We start from the raw sequence: 26,680 nt of genomic DNA, 5'->3' as shown, positions 1-26,680 counted from the left end.
ATCATCTTTATTTCCTTTATGTTTTTCTGACTTTCCAGCTTGCTTATTGCTCCGGGGGCACCAATTTACTTCAAATTTAGGCTTATATCAAAAAAAACACCTGTAATTGAATTAAAGAATTTGTTCATTAAAGCCTGACAGCCAGCGCTTTTTTGATTTCGTGTAAAGTTTTCTATTTTTGTGTAAAAGAACAGGTTAAACGCAATCATTTATTCTGACCATGCAAGACGAAATAGATTTAATATTAGACGATGCCAAAGAAAGGATGGCCAAAGCTATTGAACACCTTGATAACGAATTAGGTAAAATACGCGCGGGTAAAGCAAATCCAAAAATGCTTGAAGGTGTTATGGTAGACTACTACGGCAGCATGACGCCACTTAGCCAGGTAGCTAACCTGAGCACACCTGATCCGCGAACAATTGCCATACAGCCTTGGGAGAAACAGCTAATAGGTGAGATTGAGAAAGCAATTATGGCTGCCAACCTTGGACTTAATCCAGATAACAACGGTGATATTATTCGTATTAATATTCCGCCATTAACTGAGGAAAGACGTAAAGATTTGGTTAAGCAGGCTAAATCGGAATGTGAAGATACAAAGGTAAGCTTTCGCTCTACCCGCAGAGATTGCAATGAAGAGTTGAAGAAGATGAAGAAAAACGGTCTATCGGAAGACCTTGAGAAGGATGCTGAAGCGGAAGTACAAAAAATCACTGATGAATTCACGAAAAAAGTGGATGCCATGTTTGAGGTCAAAGAAAAAGACATCATGACCGTGTAATGCAATTAATGCTTTAAGCAAAAAAGAAATACCGTTTCACGAAAAGATACGGTAGATAAATTTAACAAGAGGCTGTCCATATTACTTTTGGACAGCCTCTTGTTATATGTATTTTCCCTGCTCTTCAGTTGCTTTAAAACATCGTCATCCTTTGAAAAAAGTCAACTGATAGTCTGAAACTTCCATCCTGGCAAGCTCAATAATGAGCTTTGTTATTCGGCAAGAATGCCAAATTCAGCACCTCCGCCAAAATCCTGTCCGTTCTGTGAACTCAAACCGGTAAAGCGAATGAAGCGCGCCTTTAAAGGTTGCTTGAATAATACCCGCTTTTCTTTTTTATCGGGGGAGAAACTACCTGTTTGTGCAGGCTCGCCCCATTCTTTACCATCCATACTTACATGAATGGTATAGTCCTTAATATCTCCGTTATTTCCCCCATCCTGGCGTGGCATGTAGGAGAAACCTTTGATGGATTTAGCCTCACCACAGTCAAAGTCAACCCAGTGTGGGTACTGTGCAACAGTGACTGAATACATGGTGTGCCACATGGTTGACGGATCGCCATCCACCAGGTTATTGGCAGCGTTACCGATACCAGGCTCCTCACTACTGGCGAATACTACCGTTGTCTCAATCTTTTCGATTCTATTGAACGTCATTGTTATTTCAGAATCTTTGTTGCCTTTGTACCAGGCTTTGATGGTGCCACCTTCACGCATAGGAAATGCTTCGCTATAATCCTGTGTTTTACCGCTGTTTACAGAGTAGCATAATTGTGCATCTTTTTTACGTGAAGAAATTTCTACATTGCCATTACCTGAACGTGTGATAGCAATGGGCACCTCACCTGCGGGAGCCACATTTGCAATTTCATCCAAATTCAAACCAGCAGGACGAATAATAAAACCAAAATCGTTTTGACCGGCATAAACACGGTCGTGTTTTAGAGGACCCCCCTGTCCACAGCTTGCTCCACCCAAACCGGTCACTTTCAAATCAAGATGAAGTGTAATGTCGCCAGGTTCAGGCAATTCATAGATGTGGGCAGCAGTCGCCATGGCTTGTGCTGTGTATGGCAATGCACTAACCACCATCTCGCCATCAGCTACAAATACAGCACCAGCTTTGCTATTAGAGGTTAAGGCGCACCAGCGGGTTTCCTCGTGGTTGGCCATATCCTGAGGCTTGGGAAAGTTGACAAATTCCTCATTCACAGTCGTTGTGTATTTCTGGATATTCTGAGCAGTCTTACGGTCGTTGTAGTTACCTATAGGTCCACGTCCGTAATACGTAAAGTTCTCGTATTCTTTGGGAATAGTCATGGAGTAACCCAATCGTGGAAGCACGAATTGTGGCTCATTACTGGTGATGTTTGACTGAAGTTCCACTGAACCATCCTGATAAACCGTCCATATCTGATTTGTTACAAAACGGAAGTCGTTCTCACCGAATTTATTATCAAGAAGCTCTTCAACAGATAGAACATTCCCACTTGTACCACCATGCTGACGGGCAGCGTTGGGTGCTTGCGAGATTACCGTAAAAGACAATGTCATACTACCGTCTTCATTCGGCCACACTTTGGAATCAATTGCCAGATGTTTCAAATTATGAAGACCTTTTTCATACCATTTACTATATCCCCATGTATCATTATTAACAAAAGCTCTGAAGGCGTCAAGCTTAGGTCCGTTACCATCTTCTATGATTGTATTATCATCATAGATTAGACCATACAGTGACCCATCATTCAAATTAAATTTAGCTGAAAAGTTTTTCCCACTGATAACCCATATGTGTTTGGATTTATCAATCATCAATCGCTTATCAGCCCTTTTAGATGCAACTACATCAGTAATAGAAGGTACTTTGCTTTTCTCTTTAAGCAAAAACTGTTCTTCAGCCTGAACATAGCCACCGTCAGCCCATGGTTGATCTTCTTTCAATGTGAACTGAAATTTTAAGAAGTATTCAGAATCAGATTTGAAATCGGAAAAATTGTATGGTATGTTTACTGCAGTCTTTCCTCTTGCATTGATTGGTACCAGTGTAAGCTGGCCATTTTTAACTTCAGTACCGTTTTTCCAGATAGACCAATTCAAATCATAATCAGCAAGAGACTTGAAATAGTACTTATTGAAGATTTCGAACGAACCTTTCTTAACATCAAGTACCTTAACAGCAATATTCTGATAGACCTTTTTTACTTCATAATACTGAGGTTTCAGGTCACGTTCGGCAAAAAGAATACCGTTCATCACAAACTGACCACTATTGGGTTTATCGCCAAAGTCACCCCCATAAGCCAGGTAACGCGTACCATCTTCCCTGTAGTTGTAGATGGCCTGGTCGACCCAGTCCCAAATGGCTCCTCCACAGAAGAAGTTGGTGGACTCAATAGCATTCCAATAGTCAATGAGGTTACCACAAGCATTACCCATTGAGTGAGCATATTCGGAGATGTGAAATGGATATTTAATATTCATTTCACCGGTAACCGCCTTATTCATCCAGCCTATAGACGGATACTGATTGGAGCCCATATCGACAATGCTGTTGTTACGTTCATACTGAACCGGACGTGATTCATCAATCTTTTTAAGTGCATTGTAGGCATGTACAAAGTTTTCGCCAGGTCCGGCTTCGTTACCAAGTGACCAAATGACGATAGAGGGATAATTTTTGTTCTGATGGGTCATTTCAACAACACGACCAACGTGGGCATTTTTCCACTCCGGCGGGTGAGAAAGCGATGCTTCGCCATAGTAATACTGATGCGATTCAATGTTGGCTTCATCTTCCTGGTAAATTCCGTATTTGTCACACAGGTAGTACCAGTAAGGTGCAGGCGGGTAGTGGGAGTTACGAACGTGATTAATATTTGCACGTTTCATCAGCATCACTTCATCTTTCATCTGCTCCCGTGTCAGGGTATGTCCTGTTTCAGGATGTGTTTCGTGGCGGTTGACTCCTTTCAGTTTGACCGTCTTACCATTGATGTAATAATACCTACCAGCTAAACCAAATTCATCGTCTTCGGCTAAAGTATTTTTGATAACGACTTCACGGAAACCGGTGTAGGTGGAGATGGTCTCAACCACTTTGCCTTTCTTATCTTTCAGCTCAGCAACCAATATATAACGATAAGGATATTCTGCAGACCACTGGTTTGGAGAAGCTACCTGCATCACAGCAGTAGCACTTGCCTGCTCACCACTATTTAAAACAGGAATGGATGCCGTTGCCACCACACCTTCTACCAATTCATTATCATCAGAATAGAGTTTATTGGCAAAAAGTGAGTAATCTACCCTGTAGCCTTTAGCAGCCTTTTTACTGAAATTACGGATATCCACTGAAATATTGAGTGAGCCGTGTTCATAGTTATCATCCAACTCAGGAAGGGCGAACAAGTCACGAATCTGAACTTTGGGAGTAGAATACAGTTGCACAGAACGGAAAATACCAGGCAGGCGGAACATATCCTGCGCCTCAAGAAAAGAGCCGTCTGAGTTACGATACACCTCAGCGGCAATGATGTTAGTCCCTTTTTTAACGTATTTGCTGATATCAAAAGTAGCTGCATTACGTGAATTCTTTGAGAATCCAATGTATTGACCATTGATCCACAGGTAGAAGAAAGAGTCCACACCATCGAATTGAACAAAGATTTCACGTCCTTCCCAGTCTTCCGGAATTTCGAAATTACGACGATAAGAGCCCACTTCATTACGTGCCTCGTAAGTGACCCAATTTTTAGCTGGCTCGCGCATAACGCCTCCTTTCCAGTCATCCACGGCTACTGTGTGTTTGAAAATTACCGGCTGGTTACAATAGATGGGTGTACCATATTTCTGGCCACCATCTTTAGCCAAACCAACAATATTCCAGTTAGACGGAACAGGAATTTCATCCCAGTTGCTCACATCAAATTCAGGTTGGTAAAAATCTACCGGACGCAGTTCTGGGCGTTTAACCCAGTTGAACTTCCAGTTCCCATCCAGTGACTGCCAGTACGCTGAATTTTCAGGTAGTACTTTACGGGCACTTTCAACATCTTTGAAAGAATAAAAGGTAGCACGAGGCTGTTCTTTGTTATGGGCAAGGTGAGACGGTGATTCCCATTCTTTGCCTGCCGGCGCTTCTTTATCACCATAGGTGAAACCTTCAAATTGTGCCAAGGCAATGTTACAGTATGCAAATAAGCATACAATCAATCCCAGTATAATTCTTTTCATATTCTGTTACTACATGTTAGTTTTTATCTCTACAAATTTCACAATCCTTCGATAGTATAAAGTATAAATTTTAAGCGATTAGGAGGACGATATAAGTTTTATACATTAATCATTTATTCAAAAAGGAAAAATTGAGGGCGCCCATATATATTGATGTCTTTTACAGCGCCGGGCTTATTCACATCTCTCTGACGTAATCGGATACCTTTTACACTTAAGATTTCACCCAAATCGATGATGACCTTGTGAGGATACTTATCATTTCCTTTACTCCATTGTGAATGCCAATAGGTATTCATATTATTATCAATCAACAGTTCGGCATACCCTTCTCCTATTTCCTCTGAGTTTGTATAAAGTATCTCCCAGGTATCTTTGGTTAGAACATCTCCATCCTCGCCAATTATCTCCAGTTCTGTTAAACAGGCAAAATGATCTGTATATCCACTTATGGCTTCAATTGCAAGGTGACGAAGCGTCTTAATATTGCTGAAATTGAAATTTTGCCAACCTTTTTCTCGTTTCATCTGCACCTCTAGTAACCTATCACCCAATTCTAATACTGGAGTTTTAGAACCATATTGCTTCGTCCGTTTTTTAGCGTTAATATCATCACCAATCTGATCCAGAATAGGAACATCCAAACCTTCAATTGTTCTGGCCCCTGTATCTTCTAATGTAAAAATAACCAATTCATTGTCGCCTTCATTTAGCCATGGTCCTGGCACATATAATGTCTGTTGCGGTCCAATGTTCCAAAACTTACCTAAGGAACGACCATTAATCCAGGCTGCTCCTTTACCCCATTTGCTTAAATCCAGGAACGTATCTCCCGTTTGACTGAGTTTAAAGGTAGCTTTGTGAAATGCAGGCACCCCTTCAGTCTTACCAGAAGAATAGTTGAAATCTCCAACCTTTGCTTTATAAAGCGGCATGGGTGTATTCATCCATCCGGTTATATCCTTGCCATTGATACTTACCTTTTCGGTTATTCCTTTCCGGTTATTTAAAATGTCGGCTCCATAATTTATTCTACCCACATTCTCAACAACAATTTCCAGTTTGGCGGGAACCTCCTTAATATCAATATTAATAGAACTTTGAAGATGACGCCTGTCCAAACTTCCGACCTGTATGCCATTAATCAGAATGACAGCATAATCTCTAACATCTTTAATTGTTAATTTTCCATTTAAAGGCTCATTAATAACGGTTTCGTAATGGATATAGCCAAAATCCTGTTCAACATCTTCCATTGACATCGGCATTTCAGATGTAATACGTTGATTAAAGGCTTCTGACAAGGGTGCAGTCTCAACTAGCTCTATCGATGGAATTGTGATTATTGGATTAGGTTCTGGTACCGGAGGTAACTTCTCACTTTTGTATAACTTATCCTGAAGGACGTCTCTGAATGCAAAGTATTTCTCGTATTCGTTACCATACTCACCTAGGGGCGCATCATAGTCATAACTTGTAGGTTGAGGTGCGTAACCATATGCATTATTCGCTCCATTGGTATAGAAAAAATTAGTTCCTCCATGAAACATGTAAATACTCACAGACACACCATTTTCAACCATCCAGGCGAGCTGTTCAGTTGGTTTTTTATAGTCTCGATACGAATGCTTTTGCCCCCACACATCAAACCATGCCGGATAGAATTCAGCAACGAAATAGGGCCCTCCATCATGAAAACGATCAACGGATTTAAAAATATCTTCGCCAACGGCACCATTAACGGTAGTAATCGTACCTTCCACATATCCGGCTTCCATCTGGCCGGATCCGTCACAAGTCATAAGGGGTGTATTAAATCCGGCTGACTTAATCATATCCCTCAACTTCCCAAGATAAACCTTGTCATTTCCATATGAACCATATTCATTTTCAACTTGCACCATCAAAATTGGCCCGCCATTTTCTATCGTTAAATCGGCCAACTCTTCTCCCAATCGGTTGATGTAACGCTCACAAGCCAGCAAGAAACGCTCATCATTGCTGCGGTACACCATGTCCTTTTCTTTGAGCAACCACGATGGGTAACCTCCGAAATCCCACTCTGCACATACATATGGTCCAGGGCGTAAAATTACATACAGACCTTCTTGTTGTGCCAATTCAATAAAATGGCGGATATCAGCCTGACCTTCAAAATCAAATACGCCTGGCTGACGTTCATGAAAGTTCCAGAATACATAAGCTGATACGGTATTTAAACCCATGGCTTTTGCCCTTTTTAATCTGTCCTGCCAATATTCCTTTGGAATGCGGGGATAATGCATCTCGCCACATATCAGTTGAATGGGTTGATTATCGAGCTGAAAAGTACCCTCTTTTACGATAAATCGTGCACCTTTTTCAAGTGTGCATGATGATAAACTTCCTATTATCATCAGCATTAATAATAACTTCTTCATTATAATTATTTAAATTGTTTGCTTTCCTCATTAACAATCATATTATTAGCAATGGTCTGACGCGTGAAGTGTATTGGGTATTAAACTTACAAATGAGTCGGATTCCATATGGCTTTATTGCGGTTTGTTATTAGCACCCGTGATTTTTATTTATTTTTTAGTCCATTAGGATCATTCCATGATTCGCCTGTTTTATAATGTCCAAGTTCGATTTTATTTCTTCAGTTATTCATTTTATCGAGTCAAACAATGACTTTATCGACCAAAAAAATCATTGTATCGCCTCAAAGATTCGTTTTATCGATCTGAGAATCAATTTTATTTAGAAAACATTCAATTTATAGAGTCAGACGGTGACTTTATCGGCCCAAATAATCATTTTGTCTACTCAAAGATTCGCTTTGTCGATTTGAGGATCAATTTTATTTCGAAAAACATTCATTTTATACGCCGGTATAACGATGATTTACCATTGATATCATCCTTGATCAATTGGTTATCTGTTCTTCAAGTTTGATTATGTATTCTAATCGGTCATTATCGGGTTCATTCTGCAAATTGTGTCATTGTCATTTTTATTAATGACCATAATGATTTTACCTCATTGGCGCTAACAAACTAATACACATTATCAATTTCTTAATACTTGTTTTTTTTGATCATTACAAAGCAAACGCTCCAATATCTCCTCAAAGTGTTTAATGGTAACATCCAAATCCTCTCCATCACCAAGTACTTCCTCAATATTCGTAATTTCACCATTCCTCCCGATAAAGATGTTTTCCGGATAGGGTTTGGTTCCTATATAGTTAATAAACTCTTGGGCATTTACAATGTGTTTAAACTTAAAATCTCTTCTTCCAAGAAACTTCAATACATCTTTTTCATTCTCAAAAGTCATTGCAATGAAGTTTACCTTATCCTTATATTTTTCTTGTAGCCTGTTTAATGCTGGTATTTCAGCAACACAACCAGGACACCCAATAAACCAAAGGTTAACCAAGGTTGGTTTCAACTGAACTCCTCCTACTTTTATACTATCGCCATTAATAGTCAAAAACGTATGTGGAAGTACTTTCATCCCTACTTTTTCATATGACATTGCCCTTATGATGTATTCACTTCCAACTCTTAAATCATATTTAAATGGCTGAATAATTGAATCATTTGCAAACTCTAAACTTTCAAAATGATAAGAAATATGTAAGTCCTGTGGAATTGAATCGAAGTTTTCCTGAATAATCTTTATTCCTAATTCTTTAAACTCTGAGGTATTTATTACCTCATTTGTATACAAGTTCTTATAAAAGTTAGGGGTTGGCCTTTTTTTGTTTTGAACACAACTGCAAACAGAAATTAATAAGATTGGGAGAAACAGACCAAATATCTTCATAGTATTAAGTATAAGTTTTAGTTATTTACTTTCGGTTTAGTTTTAATTAAAGAGTAGTTGTAACTCAAGTAAGATTTATAAAATAGGGGATACACAATTAGGAATATTTGCAAGCTGCACAAAGAATCATGCAAAAACTTTTGGCGTTTTCTATCAACGCCAAAGGTTCTTGCATGGAAACTCTTTACACATTTCACAAGAATAATTTATGTTAAAAAATCAGCTTTAGGTTTATTCCCTTTCACCAAACACTAAAACGCGAGTACCATCATAGCCTACAGCTTCAATACGTGTTGAACCCGATGGATATGGCACCTTCGTAGAAGTGTTGCTACTGCTGCCGGTACCAACCATTGTAATGTTGGTCAGATCGTTACCAGTATAGGTTTCAAAAACAACTACATTCTGCCAGTTGGAATGGGAAATCGTTTTGGTGGTCGAGCCACTTACTCCAGTATTAAAGGTTCCCGACACCTGTCTTTTATTTTTGAAAGCGTCGATACAGTTACCACTGATATAATAGATGTAGTCGGTTTCTGGTTTTGGATATTTCGTGGCATAGGTGATTACCTCATCAACCATTGACTGGGTAATGGTTTTACGTGCTACTCCATAGTCATTCATTGACTTATCTATGACCTTAAGCATACCAATTTTAATAAAGAAATCGCTAAGATCAAACTGTACTGCATCACAGGCATTCTTCATAAAGTTAATCTGCAGTTGCCCATCACTCAATCCTTTTTCGTCTGTCTGTCTGACCTTTTCAAATATTTCGCCCCAGAAATATGGCCTGTGCCAAGCGTTACCCTCACCTGCCACATGGAAGTACAACTGCAACTGCCACATGGGTACAAGTTTAACAAAGTGATCTCCACCCCAATCGCCGTTCTCATCAGCTCCATATTGCCTGTCGGGGCCTGCCTGAATACCCCATTCCTGGCCCTTAACCAATCCGTTATTCAGGAACGCATTAAAACGACCTCCAATGTCTCCGCCAATATTTTCATGTTCTAAACGAAGGCTGTTTGGTGTGTAGCAATATTGTATCCATGCCGAATAGATGTTGTTGGTACATTCGGTTGTACCTACCCATTTCATACCAGGGCGTACCTGATTCACATGTCCAAATTCGTGTGCCACTCCCCAACTGGTTCTTCTTAAATTATCCGGATTAGCTACATCTCCCATTGTATTATCATGAAAGGCAGCCCCCCATCCGTCTGCATGCATGTAACCGTCCCAAATCACCCTACCAAACATCTTGTTTTTAGGCAGACGGTTGTATTTTTCCAATCCCATAATGGTATGCTGAGAACTGACTATACTATCATAGATAACCATTAATTCGGCCAGGCGACCATAGCACTGGTTTCGCAATGAGTTAACGCTATAAGCAAGATGCACGCGTTGGCCTTTTACATCTAAAATAGGACTCACAGCATTATCAAGAAGTTTCATCCCATATTCTTCGGAGTGCTTAGCTGCATCAAAATAACCATTAACCTTACCTGATGCAATGTGAACTTTAACGGGGCTAGCCGATTTGTAATTTGTAGTGTAATAGCTAAGGTAACCATTACCTTTTCCTTTCATGGTCAATATATTAAGTCCTTCTGCAAGGGGATAACTAAAATCATCGCCCGATTGTCCGAAATCAGTCACTCTTAGACTTACTTTTTCACCATTTAAAGGACCTGTAAAAAGCACCACTTCATCACCACTTTCGAAATACATACCAGTCATATTTTCAAATTGACTGTAAGTACTGGTTTTAAGTTCAGCGGTCAGATCTGCCAACTCTCTTAATGGCTCATAGTTCTGTACCCTGAACTCGGCTGGATATTCACCTGCCAACAGGTATGCGGCAATATTTTGGAGAAAGGGATTCTGTATATTTGCAATATCATTTATTGTGGAGCCTGGATTTAGTTCGGAACATGTCATATCGGTAAAGAATCGCAAGTCTTGCTCAATGCTATTCATGGCTTTACTTTCGTAACACTCAAATTCGGCCAGTGATACATAGTATTTTCCTTCATCGCCTGAATAAGCATCGGTGATAACCAGCTTAATATCCTTAGGACGTATAACAGGAGTTGCAAAACGAACCACCACAGGTTGATTGGAAAAAGGTGCTTCGATTGTTCCCATCTGTTTAAAGGTTTCATCATCGTATGTATTGACCCAAATTGTAGCCGTTTTGATGATGCCGTTGGGACCGCTGTTTCGTGGATGTAGCACCACATAGTTGACAATATTATCTGCTACATCTTCCAGGTTAAATACCATGGTTATATCCGTATCGGGTGTCATACCACCCCATGGAGAATGATAGATGGTTGACGTTTGCCCATCAATCGTATTATTAATGCCTTCCCCACTCTGGTATTTATCTGCGGGTATTAAAGTTACACCCTGTATGTTGAGTTTAAGATCTTTTTCAAATGCGGTGGCGTCCTCCGGTTTATATTTATCGCCGGTTAACGACTGGGTAATCATAACGCTATCCGTCAATCCAGCATCCTCATCTGAAAAATATACTTTAGCCTGCCTTTGGGGTAAGTCGTTTTCTAACTGCTCCACTTCAATCAGGAATGCAAAATCTACCAGGTCAGTCTTCACTCCCTTAAGCCCCTCATTATCTGCCTGCTTAATCCAGGGTTCGGAAAATGAAATAAGCGGTGAAGCATTACTGGCTATTTTTAATTCAAGTTGCTGGCTATTCAGATTCAGGTTGATATCTCGCGAGTCGATTAGAATAACCGGCTTGGTACCCAATTGGGTGACTTTAATCGTCTCGGTAAGCCCAGCAGCCGTTATTTTAATATTGGCCGTTCGTACATCAAAGGTAGTGTTAGACAACACCGTGACACCCAACCACGCATTATCGGCATTATTAACTTCGACGGAGCACCAAGTCTGGTCTGAACTGGCAGTCCAGTTGACCACATTGGTTTTAAAAGAAATAGTTTTGTAGGTCTCCTCAGAGGGCAAATTAATTGTTTTATCGGCATTTTCAATTTCCAGTATAGGCGGAGGTGCAGCACTATCCTTCTGACAGGCTGAATAAAAAAAACTCAAAAACAGTATAGATATGAGCAGTAATATTTTGATTTTAAACATAGTAAAACAATTAAATAATGATTAGTATTACCTGAATAGCAGACGAATGTGAAACACCAATTCTTTATTAAGTATATCCTTCACAAAGCACAACATCCCAACTTGCGAAGGTTATTTGTAAATAATCCATTTAGCAATAAGCTTAACCTTATACAATCTCTTAACTCGCAGGCACTGGTTAAGAGATTGTTAGGCTAGCAATTGTGGAACTATTCAATTATCTCTTCAGCATAATTTTATGGGAATACACCTCCCCATTTTGAGTTAAAGTAACTATAAACAGACCTGACAGGTGACCCACAGAAATATTACTTTTTCCTTCAGAGACAATTTCCTTTAATACGCAGGCACCTGCAACATTATAAATACAAAGAGTTTCTCCAATATACCCTGACTCAATCAACAGGTTATCTCTATTCTGTGTAATCAATTTAGATCCATGTTCGAGCTTTTTCACAGTGGTTGCGGACGATTCCCAAGTATCATTAGTCTTATAGGGTGTCGCAATACCATTTACTAGAGTGGCGTCGTGGCTGCCTTTTATATCATCAACATTATCATTAAATTGGTAGTAAGCCAACAATTCAGCTTCACTGGCAGGATTCGCCAATTCTTTATTCATATTGTCTTTAATCTGCTGTTCAGTCCTCGCGACAGACCAAAAGCGCACCTCATCAATGATGCCATTATAGTTGCGGATATCCTGATTAGGATCTTTCCCTAAGAAGAAGGCTCCATCAAATTCTTCACCTGCATGACCCCATACATTTACTGAGGGCACCCCATCCAGATACAAGGTAGCCTTATCAGGCTCAACAACAAGGGCAATGTGCGACCACTGTCCATCTGTCAGAGTATGACCAGATTCCCAGTTCCAGTTTTGACCATTCCAATGATATCCGAGTTTTAAACCATCCTGCAAGTTGATACCGGCAGTCGTATTGCCTCCTCTGGCAAAGAATACACCTGACCAATCCTCTTGCGTGCCCATGGTTTTAATCCATCCTTCAACCGTAAAGTGAGTCAATGTCTGATTAAAAGCCGGCACCTCCACATAATCATCGCTTCCGGTGAGGTCTAAGCTTCTATTTTGTGCAACCACACTACTAAACATTATGACTGCAATCATAAGTAAAAATTCCTTTTTCATAGTCGGTTATATTATTTAAATTCAGGTTTATAAGTTTATAGATTTTTCAATTTGTATAGCCAATCAAGTATGCTTTAACAAAAGCCGCTAAGACAGCAAACTTCTGAAAGTACAAATTGTATTATATCGCTACTTTGGTTAAAATAATGGTCAATATGACATCGCCACATAATGAAGTAGCATGAGCATTGTTGATTGGTAGCCATTTCGGACTTCCTCTGGATGACTTCCAGCAGCAAATAGCTTAATGATTAAGTTCAGTAGGAACATTATTCAATATGCAGGTTTGAGTTTAAAGCGGACAGCCTATGGCCATCCGCTAATCTTTAAAATGATATGTTACTATTGAATCACACCACCATATATGTATATTTCAGCCAGGAAGGCAAAGAAGTTAGAACCTTCCACTGCTACATATTTAAAGTAGCGCATTTGCGGTGAGCCAGCTATTGCAAATTGCTGCCCATCGTCAATGGTTGCATCAAAGTCGAATTCGCCGTAATCAGTCCATGTTACTCCGTCTATACTTCCAAGCAGCTGCATCTTGGTTTGCCCGCGACTATCGCCCTGCCTTCTGTAACATTCAAATTTAGATACAGCTATCTGTTGTCCCATGTCAATAATAAACCAGTGAGGATAATCAGGACTACCTCCATTCCATTGGGTATGCCAGAAGGTTCCCAATTCGCCATCAAAGGATGCCGTAACCAAACCATTTGGTGCACCTTCAGCGGGTTCTTCTGATGAAAAATCAACAACAGCCCAGCCTGTTCTATCAATTTGCTCTTCCACCAATGGAGTAGCAGTAACTATTACCGGTTCAGACTTGTGTTCATAAACATCTGTTGCAATCACTGAGAAAGTGTATTCCTGAACAGCCAATCCTCCTATTGAGCCCACTCCTGTTTCAAGTGCATTGAAAGATACAGATTGCTCTTGTTGGTCTTCATCGGTGTAACTGACAACCACTTTTACCTTTTTTCCTGTTTCGTTAACCCATGATACCTTAACGCCACCAAAATCAGGCTTCAAATCAACCGTTCCAATAACCAGTTCATAAGGAGGAGTATTAGCACTGGCTGTTACAGACTGCTTCTCTGAAGCATTGCCATTCTGATCATATGCTGTGAGGGTAAAGTTGTTAGGTTCAGTATTACCAAAACCTTCAATGACTTTCTCCTGGCTATATTTGCTGGCTTTAACACTTCTGGCCTTACCCTTTTCATCTGTATAGTTAATATCCACATAAAACAGATCTTCATCCGTTGGGTTCGTCCAGGATAATTTTACAGAACCATAGTCTGAAATCGCTTCAATATTCGATACTGGTCCGGGAGGAGTTGTTTTTCCTTCTTCTTTCTCGCAGGCAAGCAGCATGGAGCCTACTAACATCAAACTTAAGAATTTATATATCGGTTTCATTTTTGCAAATTTTGAATAAATATTACCATCCAGGATTTTGTACCAGGTTAGTATTTATTTCCAACTCCTTAATTTTGATTGGGAACAAGTAATAACCTGGAGAAAGAAATACACGCTCCTCCGTATCAACCACCTGATAAAATTCAGTAGCCGAGGAGCCATTAATCTTCCAGCCTTTAACTGGCGTATTAAACACTTCTTCTCCCATTTTCCAGCGTCTGATATCCCAGCAACGGTGACCTTCATAACATAGTTCGATGGTCCGTTCGGTTCTAATTATCTGACGCATCTCTTCTTTGGTAAAACTACTTTTACCAACCTTTTGCCAGGCCTGCAGAACACCTGGAACTCCTGATCTTTCCCGAATCCGATCCAGGTAGGCGATGACATCGTTATGACTAGCCGCTCCATTGTACTCGTTCAGTGCCTCGGCATAGTTGAGGTACAACTCTGCTAATCGAATAATTGGCCAAGGGTACAATATTATATTATCTTTTGAGGCCGTCATTGTCGTATTGGGGTGAACACCTTTTTTAACAAGGTAACCCGTTGGTGAGTAATCGTTTCTGTTGTCAGCATAACCATGAGCTTCATTGGAGCGCAGGCGCAAAGAAGTAACATCACCATTAATTTCATAATCACCCCTGTCATAGCCAATGGTGGCATAAAAGCGAGGTTCTCTTTCCTGATGCAGCTTAACAGTAACCCCATCAACGGTGTAACGTCCAGCATAATCAAAATCCGGATCCACATCAATTGGAAGACCATCTTTAGTGAGAAAAGTCTCCACCATGCGCATTGTAGGAGCTTGTCCATTATAGGTTGTACCGTTACCATTGGCAGGTGCACTATGCCTCTGCCAGCCATAATAGCCTTCTGATTTAGAATAGCCCCACACCAACTCTTTGTTCCAGGCATCAACCATTGAGTACCTGTAGTTTGCTACTGATTGTTCAAATTCATCAGCCATCGATTCAGGGTATTCATACAACTCCCGTCCATTTCCTTCAGCCATATCAATGGCCTCCTTAATGGCATCAACCGCCCTCTTCCACTTCTCGGCATCGTATGTAGTATTCATCAATGATTCACCGTCCTTATTTTTAAAGTCGCTATAGAACTCACTGTTCCCATTAAATAAGGGCGATGCTGCATAAAGCAACAGACGTGCTTTAACAGATTTAGCAACCATCGCTGAAGGTTTACCGTATTCTGTCTGATCAACAATCTGCGATGGCAGATCAATGGCGGCCTCATCCAATAGTTTAGCAATAAAATCAACACACTCGTCATAGGGTCTGCGTACCGGAAAAAACTCCTCCTCCGGTGCATCCAGAGGAACGGATTTCTCCATAATAACAATTGGGCCGTACTGACGCAACAAAATAAAATGGTAATAAGCTATCAGGAATTTTGCTTCAGCTTTCCATTGTACATTTAGTTTTGGTTCCAAATCAGCTACATTGTCAATATTCTCTAGAAACACATATCCCTGTCGAATACCGTCATAAAGGTCAATATCGCCAGCTGTTGTCCAATAATCAAAAAATGGTTCATTAGCATTTAGCTCCCCCTTCATCATACGCTTGGCATAATAGTGACCTCTGTCCCAGGGCGTTGCTAATTCGTCAGTTCCCCATAGCCCGATACTTGCAAACATATCATTCTCCTTTGGCATGAATGAGTAAAGGGAAAACAGGAAATTCTGGGCCTCACCAGGTCTTGCGAATGCATCTTCCAGTGTGGGCGTATTATCAGGTACAATCTCAAGATAGTCACAAGAAAATGTGAACAAGGAAAGAAAAAGTACTATATATTTTAATCGTTTCATAATTCGTTTCTTTAATTGAATTAGAGTTTAAGTTGAACACCAATATTCACAACACGCTGAGGTGGATATCCCAGACCGTTTGTTCCGGTGTAATTAGGATTACCATTACCGACGTTCATTTCCGGATCCCAAAACTTAAACTTGGAGATGGTGAACAGGTTGGTAGCATTAGCAAAGAAACGTGCCTTTTTATATGTATAGCCCAGTTCCAGGTTTTTTAGCCTAATGAAATCACCATCGCGTAACCACCATGAAGAATTTTGTTGATTGTTAGTATTCTCGGTATCCGATAAACGTGGATAGAATGCATTAATATCTTGAGTTTCCTCATTCCAATAATCATCTGCAATAGCTTGTAAAACGTTTCTTTCGTTTTGTGCAAAAGGCTGAATATCTCTTAAAAAGAAAGATACGCGAGCCACTCCTTGAAAGAAGAATGAGAAATCAACATTTTTATACTTAAAGAATGAGCCAAAGCCATATACTATTTCTGGAACTGTAGGGTGTCCCATTGGAACCATATCATTCACATCAATACGGTCCTGCCCATCAATGCCATTGGACACATCTTTATATTTTATATCACCAGGTAAAACAGGTCCAAAAGTATGGTTAGCACTATTATCTATTTCGGCCTGATCGATAAACAGGTGTTCGGCTTCCAAACCCCATAACTGATTAATTGGACGGCCAACCTTTGATAAATAAGGATAGGTTTGGTTTGGTTCATCAATTTCAAGCACTTCATTGGTAGCGTATGTAAAGTTACCTCTTGCTGAAACAACCAAATCACCAAATACTTTATTGTATTCCAGAGATGCATCAAATCCCCTGTTCTCAACTTTACCAATATTTGCGTATGGTTTAGCATTACCAATACCTACTGTACTAGGCACTGTTTCGCGCTGCATAAAAATACCATCACGTATTTCATGGAACACATCGGCCTGTAACATAAAATCATCGAAGAGTCCAACCTCTATTCCAATGTTGGTCTTACGCCCTACCTCCCAGGTTGTTAATTCGTTACCATACTGATCTATAGAAACACCATCTCGCCAATTATTGAAATTATCACCAAAGGTATATCCATAATCACCATTGGATAAATTGACCTGTGTCAGATAAGGAAAACGATCACCTCCAATCTGGTCATTACCTACCAATCCGTATGAAACGCGCAGCTTTAACAGACTAATTGTTTCTTTTAAACTTTGAAAGTAGGCTTCATTAGAAATGATATACCCCACAGCGTAAGAAGGGAAGTATCCAAAACGCTTACCACTAATAAAGTTCTCACTACCATTATATCCAAAGTTAAACTCGCCAAAATAACGGTTATCGAATGAGTAAGTAAAACGGCCTGCTACTCCCTGGTTACGATATGGCAATAATAGGTAATACAGATTATCAGCATCTTTATCTGGATTACCATTAACATACTCATCATGATTGTACAGTAACATCCCTGAAACATCATGCTTGCCATAAGTTCGAGCATAATTCAACGCAAACTGAACATACGTTTTACGATCTCCAAAGTTTTCTAGTTCATAGTCAAGAGAATTGCGTCCACCGCTTCCTACTTGCCTAAGATTGTAGTCATAATCACCTGACTCAGGATTGTACGCATAGGTATCCACTTCGTAGTAGAAGGGTTCAATTTGTCGTTTAATACCAGTTGAACTCCAGTTCTTAAATGAGACAAGTCCGTTAGCTGACAATCCTTTGGTTACAAAATCCAATTTCTGATCAAAATTAAAACTGGATATTACTGTTGAAGCGAAAGATTCCTTGTATCCTTTCACCATCTCAGCATATGGATTGATATATCTGCCACTGAAAAATCCACCTGATTTATTACCAAAATAGGTATGTTCCTCTCCTTCTCCGGGAAACATAATAGGGAATGCGACCGGATTTGAGTTCATAATATTCCCATATAAAGAAGAAGCAGACTCAACCGGCCCGTTGTAATCCTCAAGGTTAGCTGATATCTTCAAATCAATTTTGGTTGTACGCGTTAAATTGATTGTCAGGTTGTTTCTCAGGTTATATCGCTTAACATCAATATTGCTGTTATAAGGCATTGAATCGTCAGATTTCAGGATACCACTATCATGAAAGATAGAGGCCGATAAAAAGTACTGAGCCTTTTTGCCACCACCTGTCACATTGAGATTGCCACGCTGGCTTTGTGCCATACTCTTAAATAGGGTATTGTACCAATCCACATTTGGAAAAACATATTTATTCAAACCTTGTGCAGTACCATCAATTTTCTCCTGACTAAATTTCATGGGATCGAGTGGTCTTCTCATTCTGATGGCTTCATTGTACATTTTCATGTAGGTTACACCATCTGCGAATTCAGGAATCTGAGTTGGCTGAGAGAAAGATGTTTCGGCCCTGATGCTGATGCTCGCTCTTTCTACATCTTTACCTGTTTTCGTAGTAATAAGTATAACTCCATTGGCACCACGTACACCATAAATAGCTGTCGCTGTCGCATCTTTTAATATGGAGAAACTGGCAATATTTTCAGGTTCAATATCATTAAAATCACCGCTGCTAACTTCCACCCCATCTACAAGAATGAGCGGACTTTTATTTGCGCCAAAGGTTGAAATACCCCGAATCCAGAAATCAGCACCATCGGCACCAGGTTCACCAGAGCGCTGCACTGAAATGACTCCCGCCAGGCGGCCTGCTAGTGTGGTTGATAATGAACTTGTTGGCATTTTCAAATCCTCAGGCTTAACTGTATTTATCGAACCTATAACACTTGCCTTTTTTTGCTTGCCAAAACCAACAACCATTACTTCTTCCAAGCCTTGATTATCGTCCATCATGGTCATATTAATTGTGCTCTGACCATTGTAAGCAACTTCCTGCTGCTTCATCCCTATGAAGGTGAAAACAATAGCATCTGCATCTTCAGGTACACTTAAAATATAGTCTCCGTTGATATCAGTAATAGTACCAATAGCTGTACCCTTTATAATCACATTGACACCGGGTATAGCAGCACCTCCAACATCAGTCACCCGCCCTTTAAGCTCTTTCTGATTTTGTTGAATTGCGACGTCTTCAACATACCGCTTCTGCGAAATAATGATCTTGTCATCAAGAATAATATAACCAACTTTCTGATCCTTCAGGATATGATTCAGAACCTCTTCAAGGTTTGCATCTTTAAAGTCAGCTGAAATTCTTACAGCTTCATTTAACTCATCTGTACTATACATGATAGACAATTCTGAAGTGTTTTTAAGCTGATCCAATACCTCAACAATGGAGTTATTATTAGCCGAAATAGACACTGTACTTTTTTGCGAAAACAAATCTGCTGCACTTATTGTCAGCAAATTAACGCAAAGCAAGAAAGTCGTAATCTTCATAACTTTTAACAGTTTTCCCCTACACCGCATGATATACCATGTGCGGTCAAATAGAATTTTTTTCATACTTTTGATATGGTTATATTAAAATTTATAGATGCTCCACTGCAATGGAGCGTTATTGAATTTTAACGGAGAGTCCTGCAAGACACTCCGTTTTTTTGTTATTTCATAGGCTATTTTTCAATAATTACTACGCTATCTTTTATAGTAAATGAAAAGGAAGACCACTCTTGCAAGGTTTCAAGCACCTGAGGCAGCGACTCATCCTTAAATTCTCCTGTCAATCGCTTTTTTGATAATTGATGATTATTGAACATGACTTCCACATTATAGTGTCGTTCAATTTTGGTTGCTATATCCCCAAAGGTTTCATTTCTAAAAGAAAGACGGTTTTCTCTCCAAGCTAACTCGTGCCTCAAATCAACCGTGTGAACGTCATGTATTAAAGTTTGATGGTTATATATGCACTTTTGAGAAGGATGTAACAGTTGATTTTCTAATATTTCAGATTCATCATCCTTAAACTCCAGATTCACGAGTCCATCCACCAAAACAGTGGTAGTATAATAATCATCGGGATATGCTTTAACATTAAAGGTTGTACCAAGCACCTTGATATCTGAATATTTAGTATAAACCACAAAAGGCCAGTCTTTGTCATGTTCAACATCAAAGTAGCCTTGCCCTTCGAGCCTTACTTCTCTTTTATCTGAATCAAATTTATGGGGGTAATACAATTTAGTATCCGGTGCCAGCCACACTTTAGTACCATCGTCCAAAACAATCTGCTGCTGCGTTCCCTTTTCCACAGTAACCATTTCCCACTTATCGCCTTCAGTGTTAAAAAGTAAGAAGGTGAGAGTACCACATAACATCAAACCTATAAACGCTGCTGCAATTTTGAGAAACAATCGCCGTGTTTGCTTCTTTTGAATCTTTCGACGAATATCTAAATAGTCTTTTGTTTTCCACTCTGCATCATTCTGATTTAGGAGAAGAGCTTTGGAACGCATATACTTCTCAAGTATTTCGTACCTACTGATATCAGCATTCAACCAATCCTTTATTTTCTCTTCTTCAGCCTCATTGGTTTTTCTGAAAATAAATTTTATAAGTAGTTCCTGATTGATATTATTGTCTTCCATTTTTACGTCTTATACCCCAATAACGTGTAAAAGACCTGGCACCCTAGTGTAAAAATGTAAATATTTTTAACTTTTTTTTAATTATTGCTCCAAATGCCAATAATAGAAGCAATTAAAGGAAGGTATTCTTGTAGCTCGTGTCTAAAAGTTTTCAATGCCTTTGACATATGAAACTCCACTCCTTTAACAGTTATATCAAGTTCAAGAGCGATTTCTTTATTGGTCTTGTCTTCAAATCGACTCATTCGAAACACTCTGGCAGTTTGTTCTGGCAGGTTATTTAATACTTTATCAATGCGATTGGAAAGCTCCAGTATTTCCATTTCTGAAATATGAATTTCTTCTTGCTCAAGAAGTCTTTCTAATATTAATGTTCGTGAATTATGGCGTACTTTCTGTTTTCTAAGATAATCAAAGCATGCGTTTTTAATACTTTTGAAGATAAACTTCTCAAATTCAAGCTCTGAAAAGTTATCTAGTCGAATCTGCCATAATTTAATAAAGAGTTCCTGCACAAGATCACGACAAACGTCAAAATCAAGAATGAAGGTATGAGCATAATGACACAATCGTACATAGTATCTTTCAAATATCTGGCTAAAAAACTCATCCCGCGAAGCAATAGTATTTCCCGATAATTTATCCTGCGCCATTTTCATATCTTCAATAGGTAATTGGGTTATTACCTTACGACCATTGCAAACGTAATGAAAGAAATCGAAACTTCATTAAGATTTTTTAACAAAACAAGCTACCACATATTTTCACTATTATCTAATACGTATCATCTTTCTTATAGCTGTTAACAGGTTTTGGTTCATCAAATGCAAGTTTTTCTTACAATACTCAATCACATTAAAATATGAATATAACTCTCCTCCAAAACTCCTTATTCTTCCCATTCATCTTCTCACACGAAAACGAACTCTCTATCTACTATAAAGCAATGTACTTATTTGCTACAAGTCGCTTATTCAAAGTTACTGCTTGCATTGAAACAACCCAGGATTTTATCCAAATCCATCTATGTAAACGGGGTTAGTTTTTTTACTAAAGGATTAGAGCCAATTCTGCAGTTTCTTAATGTAATTGCAATGGTAATAAGAGGAAAACAAAAAAGTCTGATACATTATGTATCAGACTTTCTTTTGGTACCCAGAGCCGGACTCCTCCAAAGCTCCGTAATGCGCTCTATATGTATACTTTAAGTTATCATTTTTTCGTTGTTCTCGATTTGTTCTCGGCAAAAATTAGCACCTAATATTTTGACTATTTGCAAGTTAATAAATTAATAGCACCATTCAAATACTGAATTGTTTTTTAGGGTATTTTGATGGGTTTTAGTCACATATTCTTATGCTCAGAAAAAATATATTACTAATTCTGGCGATGTGCATACAAATAGTAAGTTTCCACATAAATTACTCCTAACAATAAGATATTAGGTTTAGAAAGTTCAAGCCACAATAATAAATTTGGTAAGATGTGCTATCTGTACCCTTAAGAGTAGTATCTTTATTTGACAGCTTTGAATAAAAACGATCTCAAAGCCCCATAAAAAGCTCATTATGTGCAATATATTTATTTGATGGTTATTTGACAGGTTAACATATTTCCCACTTAGAAAGTAACCTTACAAAAGCAATTATAACACTTAATTACCCTGTAAGTTGATAAACAAATGGACGATAGAAATCTATCCACAATAAAAGACCTATTCAAAGGGCGCCAGGATGTTTTTGCCAATAGGTGGGAGAAAGGTACAAAAGCGGGATACACACCTGCATATATTTACGACCCTTATCAATATCGCTTGCATAAAAGTAATGGAGGAACATTTTCTAATTTTCCTGATAAAACATACAAGCCACTAACCAATGATGAGCTGATTAAGCATTTGAATGGAAATCAATTTATCGGTATTTATCCTCTTCTCATAGACAATACAAGCTGGTTCTTAGTTGCTGATTTTGATAAAAAAGATTGGAAAGAACAATGTCTTTCTTTTATTGAAGCTTGCCATTCAAATGGAATTCCTGCCTATCTCGAACGGTCTCGTTCAGGCAATGGTGGACATGTTTGGATATTCTTTGAAGAGAATTTGCCAGCTGTTAAAACTCGAAAACTCTTTATTAGCATTCTACAAAAATGTGGTGCATTTTCTGTTTTTGATAAAGGTTCGAGTTTTGACAGGATATTTCCAAATCAAGACTACCTCTCCGGCAAAGGGCTAGGCAACTTAATAGCACTTCCATTGAATGGTATGGCTCTAAAAAACGACAATAGTTGTTTTATTGATACTAAAAACTTTACTCCTTTCGAAAACCAATATACATTCCTTCAATCGGTTCAAAGGTTATCAACAACTAACTTCAACTCCTTATACAAGGAAATTAGCGACACCCCTAAACTAAATAATGAGCTCCTCCTTTTATCATCCTCAGAAAGATTAACTATTCAATTAAGTAATCAATTGTCTTTTAATCGCAAGGGATTAACTCCTCATTTAATTAATTTTTTAAAGGATAAACTCAACTTTGCAAATCCGGAATTCTTTATAAAAAAAAAGCAAAACCGAAGTACTTATAAGACGGAGCGTTATTATAATTTCATCGAAGAACATGATGACATCATAAGCATTCCGAGAGGAACGACAGGAAGCTTTTTAAAATTTTGCAAACAAGCATCCATAGGATATGACTTTAGGGATAAGAGGAATAAACTACCTACCATAAACTACGACTGTAACATTGAACTCAGAACCCATCAGAAAGATGCACTTGCCAGCATTGCAAAAAAAGATTTTGGTGTTATTGTTGCTCCGCCCGGAAGTGGCAAAACTGTGATTGGGCTTAAACTAATCTCCGACAGAAAACAACCCGCTTTAATTATAGTCCATCGCAAACAATTAATGGAACAGTGGCTTGAGCGTATTGAATCATTTCTGGGCATCCCTTATCATGAAATCGGAAAGATTGGCCAGGGGAAAGCTCAACTTAGCAAACAAGTAACTGTAGTAATGATTCAATCGCTATCTAAACACCTGGATAAGGATGCTCAATTATGTAATGCGTTTGGAACAATTATCATTGACGAGTGTCATCACATTCCAGCTAAGTCATTTAGGAATACGATTGGCAGACTCAACTCTTATTTTCTATATGGACTCACTGCGACGCCATTTAGAAAGCACAATGAAGGTAAACTCATTTTCATTCATCTTGGCGATGTCATTTGTGAAATACAACCTGAGCAAATAGAAAACCATAAACATGCCCAGATAATTGTTCGAAATACTGAATTTAATGTTCCGTACAATCCAAAAACAGATCCATTTGAAACGGTATCGCAAATTTTAATACACGACCTTGCCAGGAATAACCTGATCATTAAAGACATAATCAAGGAGCTTAATGATGGAAACAGAGCTGTAATTCTCACAGAGCGAAAGGACCACATTATTACACTTAATCAGCTTCTAAAACATCGTTTCGAAACAATTTGTCTTTCCGGCGACGATTCTCAAAAAGATAGGACTAACAAGTGGAAGCTATTAAAAGTAGGCAATTTTCAGGCATTAATTACAACTGGTCAGTTTTTTGGAGAGGGTAGTGACTTGCAGAATGTTTCACGACTTTTTCTAGTTTATCCCTTCTCATTTAAAGGTAAGTTAATTCAATATATGGGGCGTGTTCAACGCTCTGAGCACACACCAGTTATATACGATTATCGGGACTACAGAGTTGATTACTTAAATAAACTATTTCTCAAAAGAAATACCTACTATCGTAAACTGGAGAATCAACATACTCTTTTTAACAATACTCATAAAGAGGAAGAAAAGCCAAGTACATATAGCATTCGAAAGCAGATAAAGATAGATTTTAAAGATTTAGAGTTCAGATATGGAACGATTGCTTTCAATTATGTCAATAGGCAGACGGGTGAATTAATTGAGTTTGAAGTTGAAAATGATATTATCAGACCGGAATTCACGATACTTAAGCCCTACTTTACTAAACAGCTTAGACTTAGAAAGGTCACGCTTGACATTTATGCTGAATTTGAGAACGATATATTAATCGCTCAAGAGGTACAGTCTACTGATATTGAAAGAATAAATGACGGACTAATTGAAAGTGTAAAGCTTAAATTTGTTCAGAAAGAAATTATTAGAGGCAAATTCCATGATTTTCAAGAAGAAATACTAGACCTAAAGGATGTCACCAAAAACCTATTGCCTGATATTGATGAAGAAGATTTTATTAATGAATTATTAAGCAGTCAAGATATCAAACATGTTAAACAGATAAGATTCCTACTCAAGCGCCATCAAGCCCACATCTTAAAAATCCGTTTTATTTTAAATCCTTTTGCTTTTGTATTTTTAATCGAAGGCGAAGAGCAATATCATATTGTGCTTGAAACATTAGATACTGAAGAAGCTACCTATCTGTGGCATATTGATAAACGTAATTTGCTCGACCAGCTAAAAACTATCTATAACGACTTATCAGTTATTAGAAACAAAGGTCGGCAATTCTTTATTCATAATGCACCTGATAATTTTAGCCGCATTGTGCATGATTACAGTGAAGAAAACAAGGGGTATTTTATGTGGAAAAGTATTATAGAGGAAAGACTGGTTTAAAACATTAAGTGAAATGATGCAAGCCAACCTAACATACTAATTTACTTCAATTTTATTTAAAAAAATTAATAGTTATAAAACTACCGTTTGGCGAGACAAATTTTATCTTCAATAACACACACTGCAATTGACAGTCTCAAAAACTGGTTTTATTAATGGCTTCACGGTTTTGCGCTTGGGTCCTAAAAAATGTACACTGTTACTTTTCGAAAAAGCATTTTTATAGTCTACCATACTTCCTGAACGCCTGAATGGTCTGATAATATCCATAACCGATAAAAATACGCCATATATTATCCCAAATATATGTTATTGCTCTAGGATTGTAATCTCCCAAGAAATCAATACTATGGGCTGGATTTATGAAATTAATCCATAATTTAATTGTTGTCCCCATAGCCAATAATTGTCTTTCAAATCCATACCAACCCCATTCAAAATAACTATCCTTCAACACTAATAATTGCGGAAAGAACCCAATGATAGAAACACTTAAAACAAACGCTATTCCTACCCAAGGATTTGTTCCATGCGAGTTAGAAACACTGTTGAGACGAAGAATCCATTTGTCTGGATTATACCATTTCCTTTCTTTTATTTCAGTTTTAAATGCATTCATTTCCAATTTATGAAATTCTAATGCATCAATTTTATTATTGTTTGTAAGCATCTGATGCTTAAGTTGCCTAAATACTTCTCTTGCCCCTTGTTCGAAAGATACCTGATTAGTCTCAATGGTAGAATTAAAGACCGTAGCGGACAGAAAAAGCTCTCGCAAATGAACTAAACTAAGTGATAGAATGGATTCAAACTTGCAAGAGTTTAACGAAAGGTATTGGTCATATATGTTTTTAAAATAGACTTTATCTTTGAAAATTGTATCGTAAAAAAATAGGCCTTCGTTACCATTAACTTTTGTTAGGTTAGAAAAGGTTGCAACACCGATGAATTGAATTTCAATAAAAAATTCAACTCTTTTATGAATTGTGATGTTTTGAAAATCGAAGCATTTTAAGCAAGTCAATCGACTGATAGACGATGCTTGATGGAAAGAGACTGCTTGAAAGGAGCAATTTTCATTTACTGTCCCTCGCATACTGAACCTTTCAATAAACT

At 38.4% G+C, this 26,680-nt stretch carries 13 protein-coding genes; 2 read left to right on the top strand and 11 right to left on the bottom strand.

Annotation, left to right across the window (positions count from 1 at the left end; translation table 11 throughout):
• The first annotated feature begins 220 nt into the window (after positions 1 to 220).
• On the top strand, positions 221 to 784 hold the full coding sequence (frr, locus tag KEM09_RS00955) for a ribosome recycling factor (protein WP_212188975.1): 564 nt from the start codon (positions 221 to 223) through the stop codon (positions 782 to 784).
• A gap of 212 nt (positions 785 to 996) precedes the next feature.
• On the opposite strand, the gene KEM09_RS00950 is transcribed toward frr, so the two are convergent.
• The 10 genes from KEM09_RS00950 to KEM09_RS00905 all read right to left on the bottom strand — a co-directional run bounded on the left by KEM09_RS00950 (position 997) and on the right by KEM09_RS00905 (position 21,566).
• Complete coding sequence (locus KEM09_RS00950; RefSeq protein WP_212223944.1) at positions 997 to 5,022, bottom strand: glycoside hydrolase family 2 TIM barrel-domain containing protein; 4,026 nt, start codon at positions 5,020 to 5,022, stop codon at positions 997 to 999.
• A gap of 113 nt (positions 5,023 to 5,135) precedes the next feature.
• On the bottom strand, positions 5,136 to 7,442 hold the full coding sequence (locus KEM09_RS00945; protein ID WP_212223937.1) for a beta-galactosidase: 2,307 nt from the start codon (positions 7,440 to 7,442) through the stop codon (positions 5,136 to 5,138).
• A gap of 631 nt (positions 7,443 to 8,073) precedes the next feature.
• A complete protein-coding gene (locus tag KEM09_RS00940) occupies positions 8,074 to 8,835 on the bottom strand; it encodes a TlpA family protein disulfide reductase (protein ID WP_212223935.1) in 762 nt (253 codons plus the stop codon).
• A gap of 231 nt (positions 8,836 to 9,066) precedes the next feature.
• Complete coding sequence (locus KEM09_RS00935; protein WP_212223927.1) at positions 9,067 to 11,961, bottom strand: M60 family metallopeptidase; 2,895 nt, start codon at positions 11,959 to 11,961, stop codon at positions 9,067 to 9,069.
• Positions 11,962 to 12,178: 217 nt separating this feature from the next.
• Complete coding sequence (locus KEM09_RS00930) at positions 12,179 to 13,111, bottom strand: LamG-like jellyroll fold domain-containing protein (RefSeq protein ID WP_212223919.1); 933 nt, start codon at positions 13,109 to 13,111, stop codon at positions 12,179 to 12,181.
• Between the two features lie 342 nt (positions 13,112 to 13,453).
• Positions 13,454 to 14,533 (bottom strand): DUF5126 domain-containing protein, encoded by a 1,080-nt coding sequence (locus tag KEM09_RS00925; RefSeq protein ID WP_212223917.1) that lies wholly within the window; start codon positions 14,531 to 14,533, stop codon positions 13,454 to 13,456.
• Between the two features lie 22 nt (positions 14,534 to 14,555).
• Positions 14,556 to 16,364, bottom strand: coding sequence for a RagB/SusD family nutrient uptake outer membrane protein (locus KEM09_RS00920; RefSeq protein ID WP_212223915.1), 1,809 nt, complete (start codon positions 16,362 to 16,364; stop codon positions 14,556 to 14,558).
• A 20-nt stretch (positions 16,365 to 16,384) separates the two neighbouring features.
• Entirely contained in the window at positions 16,385 to 19,765 is a 3,381-nt protein-coding gene (locus KEM09_RS00915) for a TonB-dependent receptor (protein ID WP_212223913.1), read from the bottom strand.
• 176 nt (positions 19,766 to 19,941) lie between these two features.
• Positions 19,942 to 20,913, bottom strand: a complete 972-nt coding sequence (locus tag KEM09_RS00910) for a FecR family protein (RefSeq protein WP_212223911.1) — start codon at positions 20,911 to 20,913, stop codon at positions 19,942 to 19,944.
• A gap of 77 nt (positions 20,914 to 20,990) precedes the next feature.
• Positions 20,991 to 21,566: an RNA polymerase sigma-70 factor gene (locus KEM09_RS00905; protein ID WP_212223909.1), complete on the bottom strand. Its 576-nt coding sequence runs from the start codon at positions 21,564 to 21,566 to the stop codon at positions 20,991 to 20,993.
• 1,028 nt (positions 21,567 to 22,594) lie between these two features.
• Here KEM09_RS00905 and KEM09_RS00900 point away from each other — a divergent pair.
• A complete protein-coding gene (locus tag KEM09_RS00900) occupies positions 22,595 to 25,564 on the top strand; it encodes a DEAD/DEAH box helicase (RefSeq protein WP_212223907.1) in 2,970 nt (989 codons plus the stop codon).
• 220 nt (positions 25,565 to 25,784) lie between these two features.
• Here the strand turns inward: KEM09_RS00900 and KEM09_RS00895 are convergent, their stop codons facing one another.
• A complete protein-coding gene (locus KEM09_RS00895; protein ID WP_212223905.1) occupies positions 25,785 to 26,660 on the bottom strand; it encodes a hypothetical protein in 876 nt (291 codons plus the stop codon).
• Positions 26,661 to 26,680: the final 20 nt, after the last annotated feature.

The organism is Carboxylicivirga mesophila (assembly GCF_018271975.1).
Taxonomy (GTDB): Bacteria; Bacteroidota; Bacteroidia; order Bacteroidales; family Marinilabiliaceae; genus Carboxylicivirga; species Carboxylicivirga mesophila.
The sequence above is the reverse complement of the archived record's forward strand: the minus strand, read 5'-3'. Positions and strand labels throughout refer to the sequence as shown.

What these genes read in the sequence shown, in the direction of transcription:
- frr (WP_212188975.1), top strand. Translation starts at nt 221, where the DNA reads ATGCAAGACGAAATAGATTTAATATTAGACGATGCCAAAGAAAGGATG.
- KEM09_RS00950 (WP_212223944.1), bottom strand. Translation starts at nt 5,022, where the DNA reads ATGAAAAGAATTATACTGGGATTGATTGTATGCTTATTTGCATACTGT.
- KEM09_RS00945 (WP_212223937.1), bottom strand. Translation starts at nt 7,442, where the DNA reads ATGAAGAAGTTATTATTAATGCTGATGATAATAGGAAGTTTATCATCA.
- KEM09_RS00940 (WP_212223935.1), bottom strand. Translation starts at nt 8,835, where the DNA reads ATGAAGATATTTGGTCTGTTTCTCCCAATCTTATTAATTTCTGTTTGC.
- KEM09_RS00935 (WP_212223927.1), bottom strand. Translation starts at nt 11,961, where the DNA reads ATGTTTAAAATCAAAATATTACTGCTCATATCTATACTGTTTTTGAGT.
- KEM09_RS00930 (WP_212223919.1), bottom strand. Translation starts at nt 13,111, where the DNA reads ATGAAAAAGGAATTTTTACTTATGATTGCAGTCATAATGTTTAGTAGT.
- KEM09_RS00925 (WP_212223917.1), bottom strand. Translation starts at nt 14,533, where the DNA reads ATGAAACCGATATATAAATTCTTAAGTTTGATGTTAGTAGGCTCCATG.
- KEM09_RS00920 (WP_212223915.1), bottom strand. Translation starts at nt 16,364, where the DNA reads ATGAAACGATTAAAATATATAGTACTTTTTCTTTCCTTGTTCACATTT.
- KEM09_RS00915 (WP_212223913.1), bottom strand. Translation starts at nt 19,765, where the DNA reads ATGAAGATTACGACTTTCTTGCTTTGCGTTAATTTGCTGACAATAAGT.
- KEM09_RS00910 (WP_212223911.1), bottom strand. Translation starts at nt 20,913, where the DNA reads ATGGAAGACAATAATATCAATCAGGAACTACTTATAAAATTTATTTTC.
- KEM09_RS00905 (WP_212223909.1), bottom strand. Translation starts at nt 21,566, where the DNA reads ATGGCGCAGGATAAATTATCGGGAAATACTATTGCTTCGCGGGATGAG.
- KEM09_RS00900 (WP_212223907.1), top strand. Translation starts at nt 22,595, where the DNA reads ATGGACGATAGAAATCTATCCACAATAAAAGACCTATTCAAAGGGCGC.
- KEM09_RS00895 (WP_212223905.1), bottom strand. Translation starts at nt 26,660, where the DNA reads ATGCGAGGGACAGTAAATGAAAATTGCTCCTTTCAAGCAGTCTCTTTC.